The 13,493-nt window shown below is 73.8% G+C and carries 13 protein-coding genes; 4 read left to right on the plus strand and 9 right to left on the minus strand.

Annotated elements, in window-relative coordinates:
* Positions 1 to 22: 22 nt before the first annotated feature.
* Together CLT74_RS29925 and pknB are read right to left on the minus strand one after the other, a co-directional pair.
* Positions 23 to 895 carry a deoxyribonuclease IV gene (locus CLT74_RS29925; protein WP_099850950.1) on the minus strand — a complete coding sequence of 291 codons (873 nt, stop codon included), beginning with the start codon at positions 893 to 895 and terminating at the stop codon, positions 23 to 25.
* Positions 895 to 2,886: a Stk1 family PASTA domain-containing Ser/Thr kinase gene (gene pknB, locus CLT74_RS29930; protein ID WP_099850953.1), complete on the minus strand. Its 1,992-nt coding sequence runs from the start codon at positions 2,884 to 2,886 to the stop codon at positions 895 to 897. The genes CLT74_RS29925 and pknB overlap by 1 nt, the downstream gene beginning before the upstream one ends.
* A gap of 165 nt (positions 2,887 to 3,051) precedes the next feature.
* Between pknB and CLT74_RS29935 the strand changes: the two genes are divergently transcribed.
* On the plus strand, positions 3,052 to 3,435 hold the full coding sequence (locus CLT74_RS29935) for an Rv2175c family DNA-binding protein (protein WP_099850956.1): 384 nt from the start codon (positions 3,052 to 3,054) through the stop codon (positions 3,433 to 3,435).
* 37 nt (positions 3,436 to 3,472) lie between these two features.
* On the opposite strand, the gene CLT74_RS29940 is transcribed toward CLT74_RS29935, so the two are convergent.
* A complete protein-coding gene (locus CLT74_RS29940; protein ID WP_099850959.1) occupies positions 3,473 to 4,555 on the minus strand; it encodes a polyprenyl synthetase family protein in 1,083 nt (360 codons plus the stop codon).
* 771 nt (positions 4,556 to 5,326) lie between these two features.
* Here CLT74_RS29940 and metF point away from each other — a divergent pair.
* A complete protein-coding gene (gene metF, locus CLT74_RS29950; protein WP_099850965.1) occupies positions 5,327 to 6,244 on the plus strand; it encodes a methylenetetrahydrofolate reductase [NAD(P)H] in 918 nt (305 codons plus the stop codon).
* Between the two features lie 43 nt (positions 6,245 to 6,287).
* Complete coding sequence (locus CLT74_RS29955) at positions 6,288 to 6,977, plus strand: CDP-alcohol phosphatidyltransferase family protein (protein ID WP_099850967.1); 690 nt, start codon at positions 6,288 to 6,290, stop codon at positions 6,975 to 6,977.
* A 34-nt stretch (positions 6,978 to 7,011) separates the two neighbouring features.
* On the opposite strand, the gene CLT74_RS29960 is transcribed toward CLT74_RS29955, so the two are convergent.
* From CLT74_RS29960 to CLT74_RS29985, 6 genes are all read right to left on the minus strand, one after another.
* Positions 7,012 to 8,499, minus strand: coding sequence for a phytoene desaturase family protein (locus CLT74_RS29960; RefSeq protein WP_099850970.1), 1,488 nt, complete (start codon positions 8,497 to 8,499; stop codon positions 7,012 to 7,014).
* A gap of 81 nt (positions 8,500 to 8,580) precedes the next feature.
* Positions 8,581 to 9,708 (minus strand): glycosyltransferase, encoded by a 1,128-nt coding sequence (locus CLT74_RS29965; protein WP_099850973.1) that lies wholly within the window; start codon positions 9,706 to 9,708, stop codon positions 8,581 to 8,583.
* Positions 9,705 to 10,544 (minus strand): carotenoid biosynthesis protein, encoded by an 840-nt coding sequence (locus CLT74_RS29970; RefSeq protein ID WP_099850975.1) that lies wholly within the window; start codon positions 10,542 to 10,544, stop codon positions 9,705 to 9,707. The genes CLT74_RS29965 and CLT74_RS29970 overlap by 4 nt, the downstream gene beginning before the upstream one ends.
* Positions 10,541 to 11,134, minus strand: a complete 594-nt coding sequence (locus CLT74_RS29975) for a GNAT family N-acetyltransferase (protein WP_099850978.1) — start codon at positions 11,132 to 11,134, stop codon at positions 10,541 to 10,543. Before CLT74_RS29975 ends, CLT74_RS29970 begins: the two co-directional genes overlap by 4 nt.
* Positions 11,131 to 11,874: a monooxygenase gene (locus tag CLT74_RS29980; RefSeq protein WP_099850981.1), complete on the minus strand. Its 744-nt coding sequence runs from the start codon at positions 11,872 to 11,874 to the stop codon at positions 11,131 to 11,133. The genes CLT74_RS29975 and CLT74_RS29980 overlap by 4 nt, the downstream gene beginning before the upstream one ends.
* A 76-nt stretch (positions 11,875 to 11,950) precedes the next feature.
* A complete protein-coding gene (locus CLT74_RS29985) occupies positions 11,951 to 12,439 on the minus strand; it encodes a YbaK/EbsC family protein (protein WP_099853456.1) in 489 nt (162 codons plus the stop codon).
* 571 nt (positions 12,440 to 13,010) lie between these two features.
* On the opposite strand from CLT74_RS29985, the gene CLT74_RS29990 reads away from it, so the two are divergent.
* Positions 13,011 to 13,460: an SAV_6107 family HEPN domain-containing protein gene (locus tag CLT74_RS29990; RefSeq protein WP_099850983.1), complete on the plus strand. Its 450-nt coding sequence runs from the start codon at positions 13,011 to 13,013 to the stop codon at positions 13,458 to 13,460.
* The last annotated feature ends 33 nt before the right edge of the window (positions 13,461 to 13,493 follow it).

Genomic DNA, 13,493 nt, shown 5'->3' on the forward strand with positions numbered 1-13,493 from the left:
AGCGAAGGGGTGGGGGTGGGGTTTAGGGGAGGAGGCGGCGGAGGGTGGTGATGTCGGTGGCGTGGCCCTCGTGGCGTTCGGTGGGGGTCTCGACGAGGGTCGGCACGCCGGCGGTGGCGGGGTGACGCATCAGCTCGGCGAAGGCGGGCTCGCCGATCATGCCCTTGCCGATGTTCTCGTGCCGGTCCCGGGTGGAACCGCACAGGTCCTTCGAGTCGTTCGCGTGCACCAGCCGCAGCCGGTCCGCCCCGACCGTGGCCACCAGGGCGTCAAGCGTCGCGGTCATCCCGCCTTCGGCGGCCAGGTCGTGCCCGGCGGCCCAGGCGTGGCAGGTGTCGAAGCAGACCCCGAGCCACGGGTGCCGGTCGACCGCGTCGAGGTACGGCCCGAGGTGTTCGACCCGGCAGGCCAGCGAACGGCCGCCACCGGCGCTCGGCTCGACAAGCAGCATCGGACCGCCCGCGTCGGCGGCCGAGTCGAGCAACGGCAGCAGCGACTCGCGTACCTGCCGCATGGCCGTGTCGGCGTGTCCGGCGTCCACCGCGCTGCCGGCGTGGAAGACCACCCCACGTGCGCCGATCGCCGCACCTCGACGTAGCGCGTGAGCCAGCGCCTGGGTCGACCGCTCGACCGTCGCGGCGGTCGGGGAACCAAGGTTGACCAGCAGCGACGCGTGGATGTAGACGGCGACGCCACGTTCGGCGCAGCCGTCTCGGAACAGCTCGTCCTGCGCCGGATCGCCGGCCGGCATCGCCCAGCCCCGGGAGTTGCCGACGTAGACCTGCGCCACCTCCGAGCCGGTCGCGTCGACGTACGGCAGCGCCGCCTTCGCCAGCCCGCCAGAGGTGGGCGTGTGTGAACCGATCGGCCGGTGGCCGTGATCCGGAGCAGACATCAGAAGCATCCGATGGTGATCTGTGTCCCCGGGGCGACCTGGGCGTTCTCGTTCGGGTTCTGGAACCGGGTGACGGCGTTCGGGTTGAACTGCACCGCCACCGGGAAGCCCTGGCTCTCCAGCACCTGCTTGGCCTGCTGGCACGGCAGGTCGACGACGCGCGGCACGGTCACCAGCGGCGGACCCTCGCTGACCTCCAGCCGGATCTGGGCACCCTTTTCCACGCCGCCGCCAGCGGCCGGGCTCTGCCCGATCACCTCGTCACGCGGCTTGTCGGACTCCTTGCGCGTTGGCTCCACCAGCACCAGTCCGAGCTGGGCGATCTGGTTACGGGCGTCGTTGAGGTTCTTGCCGACCAGGTTGGGCACAGTGATCGGGGCCCGGCCCTTACTGAGGATGACGGTGATCTCGTCGCCCGGTTTGACCTCCTCGCCCGCCTTCGGGTCGGTGGCGACCACGATGCCCTCGGGCAGGCTGTCGTCGTACCGGGCGGTGCCCTTGACCACCTCGAGTTGGGCGCTGAGCAGGTCGGCCTCGGCCAGCGCGAAGTCCTTGCCGACCACGTCCGGCAGCTCGAAGCGCTCCGGCCCGAGCGACAGGGTGAGGGTGATGGTGCCGCCCTTGAGGATCCGGGCGGACGACGCGGGCTCCTGGCCCAGCACACCGTCACGGGGGATCTGGTCGTCGTACCGGGGGTCGGCGTAGACCACCTCGAACCCGGCCTGGGAGGCCTGTGCCTCCGCCTCGGCCTTGGTCATGCTCACCAACTGCGGCGCGGTGGTGTACCGACCGACCCCGAACCACCAGCCACCCAGCGCGGCCACCAACCCGAGCACCACGACAACGGCCGCGACGGCGAGACGGCCGCCGCCCTGGCCGGTCAGCCGGGCAACCAGTCCGGCCAGGCGGGTACGCACATCGTCGTCGCCGGTCGGCGTCGCCCGACGGCGACCGCGGGTGGATGGGGCGCCTTCCGGCAGGCGGGCCCAGGTCGGTCGTTCGGGCGGGCGTACCGGCGCGACCATCATCGTCGGTTGGGACATGGCCGCCGGGCCGTCGGTCACCGGGGCGATCCGGGCGGTGTGGCTGTTCGGGCTGCCCAGGCCGTCCCGGGCCACCTGCACCTCGGCCAGCAGCGTGCTGGCGTCGGCGGGGCGGGCCGTCGGGTCACGACGGGTGGCGCGGGCGACCAGGTCGTCGAGCACCCTCGGCAGGCCGGGCACCAGCGTCGACGGTGCGGGGACGTCCCGGTCGACGTGCTGCCAGGCGATGTCGATCGGGCGGTCACCGTCGTACGGCACCCGGCCGGTGAGCATCTCGAACAGCACGATGCCGGTCGAGTAGACGTCGGTGCGGGCGTCGGCCCGGCCGTCGGTCACCAACTCCGGAGCGACGTACGCCACGGTCGCCATCAACTGGTTGCCGCTGTCGTGGTCGGTGCTCGCCTCGACGGCCCGGGCCAGCCCGAAGTCGGTCACCTTGACCACACTGTCGACGAGGTTCGCCGGACCGCCGCTGGGCGCCTCGGCGACAAGCACGTTCTCCGGCTTCACGTCCCGGTGCACCAGACCGGCCCGGTGGGCGGCGCCGATGGCCGCGAGCATCTGCTCGGTGATGGCCAGCGCCTCGTCCGGGTTGAGCCGACGCCGTTCGGCGAGCACCTCGCGCAGGGTACGGCCGCGCACGTACTCCATGACCAGGTACGGCCGCCCGGCGTGGGTGCCCTGGTCGTAGACCGCCACCACGTTGGGGTGGGTGAGCCGGGCGATCGTCTTGGCCTCGTCGGTGAACCGGTCGACGAAGCTGGACCGGCCGGACTGACCGGGCGGCCCCTGGGTGGAGTGGATGATCTTGACGGCGACGGTGCGTTCGAGCCGCTCGTCAGTGGCGGTGTACACGGTCGCCATGCCGCCACGGGCCACGCGACCGCGAATGCGGTAGCGCCCGTCGATCAGCGAGCCCAGCAACGTGTCGGCGACCTGTGTGTCCATCAGCTGGCAGTCTATGTGTCGGGAGGACGAAGGTTGAACAGGATGCTACCGGCCAGCGTCCGCCGGCGGGTCCGGCGCGCGCGCAGAGTGACTGTCGACCCTGCTCAGGGTGGTCGCCGGGAGGTCGTTGACCGGGGATGGGGGTGGCGTGGCAGGGTGTTGCGCGTGACCGATTCCGTACCCGCCGAGGGCACCGCGCCCCTGGCCGGTCCCGCCGACGCGGCGGGCTGGCTGACCCTGCCGGACGTCGCCGAGCGACTCGACCTGCCGATCAGCAAGGTTCACCAGATGATCCGGGACCGGGAACTGATCGCGGTGCGCCGTGACGGTGTCCGCCGGATCCCGGCCGACCTGGTGGCCAACCGCACCGTGCTCAAGCACCTGCCGGGCGTGCTCACCCTGCTGGCCGACGCCGGTTACGACGACGAGGCCGCGCTGCGCTGGCTCTACGAGCCCGACGACACGTTGACCGGTGGTACCCCAGCGGCCACCCTCGGCGGCGACCATGCCCGTGAGGTCAAGCGCCGCGCCCAGGCACTGGGTTTCTGAGCGGGCCACGCGCTCGGGAGGGGGTCACCGGGGGGAGTCAGTCGGCGCGGCGGGTGGCGGCGATGGCCAGATCGACAAGCGCCTGCCGGGCCTCGGTGTCCAGGTCGACGGCGGTGAGCGCGGCGAGTGCCGCGTCGGTCAGCGTGACGATGCGCTGCTCGGTACGGGCCAGCGCGCCGGTGTCGACGATCAGCTCCCGCAACCGGGCCACTCCGGCTGCGTCCAGCTCGCCGTCACCGAGGCCACCGAGCAGCCGGGCGCGACCGGCGTCGTCGGCCGCCTCCAGGGCCGCTGCCACCAGGTAGGTCCGCTTGCCCTCGCGCAGGTCGTCGCCGGCCGGCTTACCGGTCTGCGCCGGGTCGCCGAAGACACCCAGCACGTCGTCGCGCAACTGGAAAGCCTCACCCAACGGCAGCCCGTACGCCGAGTAGGCGATCCGGACGTCGGCGGGGGCGTCGGCCAGCGCCGCGCCGATCAGCAGCGGCCGTTCCACCGTGTACTTCGCCGACTTGTACCGGGCGACCTTCCCGGCCCGTTCCAGCGAGGTGTCGCCGGTCGCCTGGGTCAGCACGTCGAGGTACTGCCCGATGGTGACCTCGGTACGCATCTCGTCAAAGTCCGGCCGGGCGCGGGCCACCGTCCGGGGGTCGAGCCCGGCGGAGTGCAGCAGCTCGTCGGACCAGACCAGGCACAGATCGCCGAGCAGGATCGCCGCGGCGTCACCGAAGCCGTCCGGATCCCCACCCCAGCCGGCTGAGCGGTGCCGGGCGGCGAAGCGCCGGTGCACCGCCGGCTCGCCCCGTCGGGTGTCCGAGCGGTCCATCAGGTCGTCGTGGATCAGGGCGCTGGCCTGCACGAACTCCAGCGCGGCGAGGGCGGTCACCACCGGGTCGGTGTCCACCCCGCCGGCGCCCCGGTACCCCCAGTAGGCGAAGGCCGGCCGGAGCCGCTTGCCGCCACCCAGCACGAACGCCTCGATCGCCTCGGCGACCGGTACCAGGGCGTCGTCGACGTCGGTCATCCAGGCGCGACGGCCGGCGAGAAAGTCCGACAGTGCCTTGTCAACCCGCTGGCGCAGGCTGGCACGGTCGACGGGCGAGACGGGAGCAGCGTGGGTCACGTCCCGACGCTAATGGGTCGGGACGCGGCGCGACGACCCACCCACCCTCCGGCGCGTCGTGTTCCTCGCTGGTCGCGGCCGGGTCGGTCCGGCCGGCGCGGTAACGGGCCGTGCCGAGCGTGGCGAACCGCCGGTGCCGGGCCTGCCCGCCGGGACCGGGCCGGTGGGCCCCGCGCCGGTGCCGGCGGGCCGCGCGCCCGGACGGTGGGGCCGGGCGGTGGACTCGGTGGGCGGTGCGGTGGGGCCGTTCGTCGGCGGGCTGCCCGGCACGGCGAGGATCCGGACCAGCCAGCCGCGCCAGAAGGGTCCCGGCACGCGAACCTCCCGCTCCCATCGGGAAATCTCGTGCCGGCTCAACGTGCACACTCCGGCGGCGGCACAGAGTTCGGCGGCGAGCCGGGACTGGCTCCACCCTCGGGCGAGCCGTAGCCGGGCCACCAGCGGGCCGAGAGCAGCCGGAGGGCACGGTGCGGGGGTGAGCGGGGGCGGGGACATCGATCCTCCGGCGGGTCGGCGGGGTGACGGCCCGACCCCACCCGATCAGGGTGGTGCCGGTACGCACCGTCTGCTGCTGACCCCCGCGCGGCCCCCCGGTGGGCTCTCCACCCCACCCGCGCAGGTCAGCAGGCTAGCCCGGTGGTGCGACAGTTTCTCGCGCCGCCGGCTGCGGTGGACCCGTCGCTCGTCCCCGTGCGACAAGCCCCGCCCGCCGTCGTCCCCACCGCTGGGAAGCCGGTGGGGACGTTCGGCCCGGCCCGCTAGAGTCGGTGCGTGGCGCTCGGTCTTCCCTCGGTCCTCCCGAATCCGCAGCCGGCGATCGGTGAGCTGGTCCGCGACTGTCAGCCGACCTTCTCCTTCGAGTTCATGCCCCCGAAGACGGAGCAGGGCGAGCGGCAGTTGTGGCAGGCCATCCGTGAGCTGGAGCCGTTGCGTCCCTCCTTCGTCTCGATCACCTACGGCGCCGGCGGCTCGACCCGGGACACCACTGTCGCGGTCACCGAGCGGATCGCCACCGAGACCACCCTGCTGCCGATGGCCCACCTGACGGCTGTCAACCACTCTGTCGCCGAGTTGCGGCACGTGATAGGTCGGCTGGCCGGCGCCGGGGTGCGCAACGTGCTCGTGGTACGCGGCGACCCGCCGGGTGACCCCACCGCCGAGTGGATCCCGCACCCCGACGGCGTGCACTACGCCGAGGATCTCGTTCGCCTGGTCCGTCACTCCGGCGACTTCAGCGTCGGTGTCGCGGCCTTCCCCTACCGGCACCCGCGCTCGCCGGACGTCGACACCGACACCGAGTACTTCATCCGCAAGTGCCGGGCCGGTGCTGATTTCGCCATCACCCAGATGTTCTTCGACGCCGACGAATATCTTCGGCTGCGCGACCGGGTGGCCGCCGCCGGCTGTGACACGCCGATCCTGGCCGGGGTGATGCCGGTCACCCGGATCGGCACCATCGAGCGCTCCGTGCAGCTGTCCGGGGCACCCTTCCCGCCGGCGCTGGCCGCACGGTTCGAGCGGGTCGCCGACGATCCGGAGGCGGTCCGCCGGCTCGGCATCGAGCAGACCAGCGAGATGTGCCGGCGGCTGCTCGACGAGGGGGTGCCGGGGATCCACTTCATCACCTTCAACCGGTCAACCGCGACCCGGGAGATATGGCAGAACCTGCGGGTGGGCGCCGCGACGTGACATCCGGCGCGCGACACCTCGGCGCTGTCGCGACGGTTGAACCGTGGTGGGCAGACAGCTGAACTGGAACGAGTACGCCACGGCGTGGGCCCGGCTGCACGGCGGCTTCGATCCCCGGGCCGCCACTCCGGTGGTGCGCGGCTGGCTGCGCTTCTCCTACCACCTCGGGTTCCTGCTGGGCCGGCTACGCGTCGGACCGACCGCGGTGACGGTGGCCGGGGTGCTGCTCTGCCTCTGCGTACCGTTGCTCGCGGTCCGGCCGGGCGACGGACCGTTCCTCGGTGCGCTGTTCGTGTTGCTCGCCTCGGTCGCCGACAGCGTCGACGGGGCGGTGGCGGTGGCCACCGGTCGCACCACCCGGCTCGGCTACGTCTACGACTCGCTTGCCGACCGGCTCGGCGAGGCCGCCTGGCTGGTGGCGTTCTGGCTGGTCGGCGCGCCGGGGGCGCTTGTCGCCGCGGGCGGTGCGCTCTCCTGGCTGCACGAGTACGTCCGGGCCCGGGCGGTCGCCGCCGGCATGCGGGAGATCGGCGCGGTCACCGTGGGGGAGCGGCCCACCCGGGTCTGCGTGGCCGTGGCCGGTCTGCTGCTGGCCGGCCTGAGCGGGCTGATCGAGGTGGACCTGGCCGCCGGCACCATCACCATGGCGAGCGCGGTCTGGGTGCTGCTCGCCGCCTTCGGGCTCGGCCAGTTGCTCTCCGCCGTCCGCCGGGCGCTCATCGACGCGGACTGAGCCGCGCGCCGGGCGCTCGTCGACGCCGACTGACCTACCAGGCGGGGCCTATCGCGTCGGCGACGATCTGCGCGGACAGGGTCACCATCGGCAGGCCGCCACCCGGATGGCTGGAGCCGCCGACCAGCCACAGGCCACGGGCCGGTCCCCGGTTGGCCGGCCGGAGCAGGCCACCGGCGGTGCCGTAGATGGTGCCGCCCGGTGCGCCGGTGGCGGTGGCCAGGTCGGCCGGGGTACGGACGTCGCGGAACACCAGCCGGTCGCGTACGTCCACGCCGCGTTCGGCCAGCACGTCGAGGATCCGGTCGGCGTACGCCTGCGCCAGGCCCGGCCGACGCCAGTCGACGGCCCCCGGCGCGGTGCCCTGCCGGGCGGCGTTGACAAGCACGAACCACGCCTCGTGCCCGGCCGGGCGGACCGCCGGGTCGTCCGCCACGGTGACGAAGACCGTCGGGTCGATGGCCGGGCGGGCCCGCACCCCCCGTCCCGGGTCACCGAAGACCGCGTCGAACTCGGCGTCGTAGTGGCGCGGGAAGAAGACGTTGTGGTGGGCCAGCCCGGAGTCGCCGCGTACGCCGAGCAACAACACGAAACCGGCCAGGCTGCGGTCGGTGAGACCAGCCAGCCGGCGCGGATCGGGCAGCAGGTCACGGTAGACGCTCAGCGCGTCGACGTTCGCCACCACCACGTCGGCCGGGATCGGGGTCGCCGAGTCGGTGACGCGTACCCCGTGCACCCGGCCACCCACCGCGTCGATCCGGCTGACGGTGGTGCCGGTCCGCACCACCACCCCCAGGTCCAGGCAGCGCGAGAGCAGCGCGTCGGCGAGGGTGCCCAGCCCGCCGCGCAGATACCAGCCGCCGAAGGCCAGCTCGGCGTAGGGGACCGCGACAAGCGCGGCCGGCGCCCGGCGCGGGTCGGCGCCGGTGTAGGTGGCGTACCGGTCCAGCAGCATCCGCAGTCGCGGATCGGACATCAGGGTGCGACCCAGCCCACGCAGGCTCTGGCCGGGCCGGATCGCGGCCAGGTCGCCCAGCCGCCAGGCCAACCGGGCCAGGTCGCGGGGGGAGTCGACGCGGCGGCGCAGGATGTCGCGTTCGGAGGCCCGCCACACCCGGCCGGCGCGCCGCCACAACCGCTGCCAGTCCGCGGCGGCCCGGTCGCCGAGGGCCACGCCGATCCGGTCGGTGAACTCGGTCGGGTCGGCGCAGGAGTCGAGCACCGGGCCGCCGCCGGGAAAGACGTGCCGCACGATCGGGTCCAGCGGCACCAGGTCGAGATACTCGTCGAGCTTCGCCCCGGTCGCCTCGAACAGCTCGTGGAAGACCTGGGGCAGGGTGAGCAGGCTGGGGCCGGTGTCGAAGTGGAACGAGCCCTCGGGGGTGTCCCGGGTGTGCCGGCCGAGTTTGCCGCCGACCTCGTCGGCACGTTCGAGGACTGTCACCTGATGTCCGGTGACGGCCAGCCGGGCCGCGGTGGCCAGCCCACCCACCCCGGCGCCGACGACCACGATCCGCGCCATGTCGCGTCCCCCCAGCCCTTGGTGCCTTGCCGGATCGCCGCCTGGATCCCGCGGCGACACCGTCAACGCCTGAACACCGCACTAGCCGACCGGGCGGCCCCGCCAGGACAGGCGCCGCCGCTTGCGCAGATGGTACGACCGAAGGGTCAGCCAACCGAGGACCGCGACCGACACGGGGTGGCCCAGCGCGTCGGGCCAGGCCCGGCCGCCGGTGGCCCGGGCGCTGACCACCCGCCCGGCCACCCCCACCAGGTACGCGACCCCGGCGACCCCGGCCACCGCCGGCGCACCAGCGAGCAGCGCCGCCACGGCCACCAGCGGGGGCGCGGTGTAGAGCGCCAGCAGCAGGGCCAGCACCACGGCCGCGCCGGCCGGATGACCGAACGAGGCCCACAACGACTTGGTGTAGCCGTCGCGCAGCTGCGACCAGTCCTCGTACATCCGGCAGCTGGCCAGTCGGGAGCCGTCGGCGAGGGCGATCCGGCCACCGGCCCGCTTCACCGCCCGGGCCAGCTCGATGTCCTCCAGGACCCGGTCGGCGACCGCCGCGTGCCCACCGGCCCGCAGGTAGCCGGCCCGGTCGACGACCAGGAACTGCCCGCCGGCCGCGGCCAGCGACGGTCGTGCCGAACGCTCCATCGCCCGCAGCGGCAGGAAGGTCAGCCACAACCACTGCAACAGCGGCTGCACCAGCCGGTCGGCTGCCGTCCGCACCACGATCCGTGGGTACGGCGACAGCAGCGTCGCCCCGGCGGCGCGCAGTTCGGTGACCGCCGCGGCCACGGCGTACGGGTCGAGCACCACGTCGGCGTCCACGAAGACCAACGCGGTGACCGGCTCCTCGACGCCGGTGGCCAACTGCCAGCAGGCGTGCGGCTTGCCCAGCCAGCCCGGCGGCGGGTTCACTCCGGTGCGCAGGGTGACCCGGGGGTCGTCGGCGACGACGGCGCGGACCACCTCGGCGGTGCCGTCGGTGGAACCGTCGTCGAGCACCACCACCCGCAGCCCGGGGACTCCCCGCTGGGCGAGCAGGGCGCGCAGGCACGGGGTGACCCGGTCGGCCTCGTCGCGCAGCGGCAGCAGCACCGCCACCGTCTCGGTGACCTGCGCCGGTCGGTCGGCCGGCCGGCGCAGCCAGCGGCCGGCGTTCACCACCGTGTGCGTGGTCAGCAGGGTGACGCCGAGCAGCAGGACCAGCGCGAGGGTCATGCCACCACGTCGACCGGGGAGCGTGGCGAACCGGTGTCCCGGTCGCGGGTGCGCCGGGCCCGCAGCAGGGTGACGGCCAGCGGTACGGCGACCACCGCCATGCCGACCGCGCCCCACACCGCCGAGGCGGGCAGGTCGAGGAAGACGGCGTGGGCCAGCACGCTGGAGCCGTACGTCCACAGGTAGAGCGCGTACATCGGATGGTCGTCGGCGCCGGTGGTGGCCACGGTGGGCCCGGCGAGCGGGCGCAGCGCGGTCATCATCAGCACCGCGAACAGCAGCCAACCCAGGTAGTTGCTGACCGGGATGCCGGGCAGCCCGGGCAGGGCCGGCGTGGCATCCCGCCACACCCAGTGCCCCTCGGCCACCATCTGCGGGTCGAGGAAGAGGTCCCAGGCGGCCAACCCGACGGTGGCCAGCGCGATCCGACCCGGCCAGCGCCACCGACCGGGTGTCCCGCCGGTGAGTCGGGTGGCCGCCAACCAGGCCGGCCAGGCCATCCAGGTCCAGGCCAGCGGGATGATCAGCGGAACGCCTGCCAGTTTCGGACCGAGCTGGCCGGAGTAGTCGTAGCTGCCGAACGGGAAGCCGGTGGCCACGCCGAGCGCCTCGATGGCGAACCCGCCGCCGGTGGCCACCGCGACAAGTGCCGTCGCCGCCCGTGGCCCCCGGGTGACCAGGGCGTGACCGACCGAGAGCAGGTAGCCGAGCACGACTGTGGCCACGGTCAGCCGGGCCCGGGTGACCCCGCCGGTCAGCGGGTAGCAGATCTGCGCCAGTACCAGCAGGGCCAGCAGCGCCCAGGCGTAGCCACGGGCCGGTGGTCGTGCGGTCATGACCGTGCGGGCGGCGGGGTCGGCACCGACGCCTGTGGTGTCGCTCCCGGCACGGGCAGCGGCAGATCCCGGCCGAGCACCCCGAACGGACGTTCGTCACCGGGGAACCGGAAGTCGCGCAGCACGTCGACGAAGCCGAACCGGCGGTACAGCCGCCAGGCGCGTGAGGTCTGCTCGTCAGCCTCCGGGGTGGACAGCAGGGTGGTGGCGCCCTCGGCCATGGTGAGCAGGGCGCGCAGTTGCCCGGCACCCAGTCCGTGCCCCTGGGCCGGTGGCCGCACGTGCAGCTCGACCACCTCGAAGCAGTCGGTCAGCCAGCGTCGCCGGGTGGGCTGGTCCAGTGCCCGCCAGACCTGGTCGTGCCACCACTGACCGGCGGCGCCGACGTAGCCGTACCCGAACCCGGCCAGGTGACCGGAGCTGGTGAGGCTGGCCACGGCGCGGAAGCCGGGCCGGCGTACGTGGGTGGCGATGTAGCCGCGACGGGCCTCCAGCAGGTCGGCGCGGTAACCCATCGCCTCGCCGTAGACGGCCACCACGTCGTCCAGCCGCCGGAGGAGATCGTCAGGTGTCCACCGCACCAACCTCATGCCCGCTCACCCTCCGCCGGGTCACCGTCGTCGGTGACCCACCCCAGTACCGTCCGGTCGCCGACCACGTCCCGCACCTCGAATCGGGCGAAGAGTTCCTCCGCGTACCACCGCTGGGTTTCGGTCCGGCTGATCGCGGCCCGGTGCTGCGGGTGACGGTACGCGAACGCCACGAGATCCGCCGGATCACGCCACACGCTCACCGTGCCCTGCCAGCCAAGCGGCGCCTCGCCGACGCCGAAGCGGGCCAGTAGCCCGGGTGCGGTGTGCAGGGCCGCAGCCACCGGCGGGACCGCCCGCCAGAAGGTGAGTGCCCGGGTCGGACGGAGCCGGGCCCGGGTCAGCGCCAGCACCGGGCCGGTGACCCGGCCACCGGCGGGCTCACCGAACGGCCGCCGTCCGGACCACTCACCCCGGCTGGTCAGCGGCCGCAGGTCGAGTCGGACGCCCGCGCGGGCGAGACCGGACCAGGCCCGCGCCACCGGTGAGTCGGCGAACCGGGCGGCTGCGGCGGGGGAGTCCCAGACCGTCAGCGCCGCCCAGCGGGTCAGGTCCGCGTCGCCGGCCCCGAAGCCGGTGCCGGTCCCGGTGCCGAGCAGCTTGCCGAACCGTACGCCGGGCAGGGCACGTAGCCGGCGCGGGTCGACAGCCATCCGGGTCAGCGCCCGGCCCACGGCGGCCGGTGCGATCCGCCACACGTGCAGGGTGACCAGATCGGGGACGCTCTCCGGGTGACTCACGCCGCCACCTCGCTGCGCTCGCCGCCGGCGCGAGGCGCCACTGTGCTGTGCCTGATGGTTCGCTCGCTTCGCTCGTTCACGCCACGTCGGTCGGGGTCCCGCCGGTGACCCGCAGCAGCTCGGCGTACGTGGTGGGGAAGACCGCCTGGGGTACGCCGCCGGCGGCCCAGATCTCGTCGTACTTGTCCAGGGCGGTGTCGACGAGCGTGCGCAGCGGCTGCGGGTGACCCACCGGGGCGACCCCGCCGATGACCTGCCCGGTGTGTTCCTTGACGAACTGCGGGGTGGCCCGGCGCAGCCGGGTGACGGTGAGCCGGGTGGCCAGCGCGGTGGTGTCCACCCGGTGCGCGCCCGAGGTGAGCACCAGCAGCGGGGTCCCGTCGGCGTCGAAGACGAGCGAGTTGGCGATGGCACCGACGTCGACGCCGAGCGCCTCGGCAGCCGCGGCGGCGGTGTGCACGGCGTCGGGCAGCAGGCGGACCGTGGCGGGCGTGTCGGAGCCGTTCCGGGCGTTCGCGGCGTCGAGGGCGTCCTGCACCGCCCGGACGTTCGGGTGTGACTGCATGCCGTCCATTCTTCCCGGTACGCGAACCGGCCGCGCCACCGGCCACGCCGCCCGGGCCACCCCCGGTCACGCCGATCATGCAGTTGTGGCACCTGGTAAGTGGGACTTTCCCGGAGCTTCTCGGCGCCACAACTGCATGATCGGCAAGTGTGGGCCAACGGGGCGCAGTTGGTGTGCGTCGTGCGTTGCGTTTTCGTCGGAGGGAGGGTGTACTGTCAGCAGCAGTTAGAACGAGTGTTCGATTGCCTCGAACGTTCGTTCCAACCCCTCTCGGAGGCTGGTGTTTCGCGGCACCGGCTTCCGACAGGTGCGGTGCCGCGGACCGCACCTGGGCTCCGGGCAGTCGCGAGTCCGGGCCCGTCAGGCAGGCCGTCGTCCGCCGCCCAACGACCCCCGGGCGGCGGACGACGGACCCGCCGGTACGCCGGCCGGGTGTGGTGTGGGGAAGCTCCGCACCCGGCCGGCCGCTCACCTGGTGCGTCTTCCTCCGCACCGACCGCCGCGGGTTTCCGCGTCGACGGATCGACTCCGTCGTGCGCCGACCCGCCCCGGCTCATCTGGAGGAGAGACCATGCCGACCAGTCCGGCTCAGGCGCCGACGGTGCCCGCGCATGTGCTGCCGCACCGCACTCCCGTCCAGTTGCTCGCGGTGGCCCGGCAGGGGCTCGCCGAGGCCGCCCGGACCGGCCCTGACGGCCTCCGGTACGCCGCCGCCCATCTCGCTGCCCTGCGCGCCGCCGCAGCGGTGCTCGCCGCCCGCGCCCGTCCCGCCCCCGTCCGCCGCCACCGGATCACAAGCGTCTGGGTGCTGCTCGCCAGCGTCGCCCCCGAGCTCGACGAGTGGGCCAGCTACTTCGCCCTCGGTGCCGGCAAACGGGCCGCCGCCGAGGCCGGCATACCCCGGGTGGTCACCGCCCGGGAGGCCGACGACCTGCTCCGCGCCGCCGAGGAGTTCGTGACGGTGGTGGAGGCGGCGCTCGGCCTGGCGCACCAACCGGCGATCGAGGGTCTCGTCGCCTGAGCCGCGGCGTCCGGCCACCACCGGCGGGACCCC

The sequence above is a fragment of the Verrucosispora sp. CNZ293 genome, from assembly GCF_002754655.1.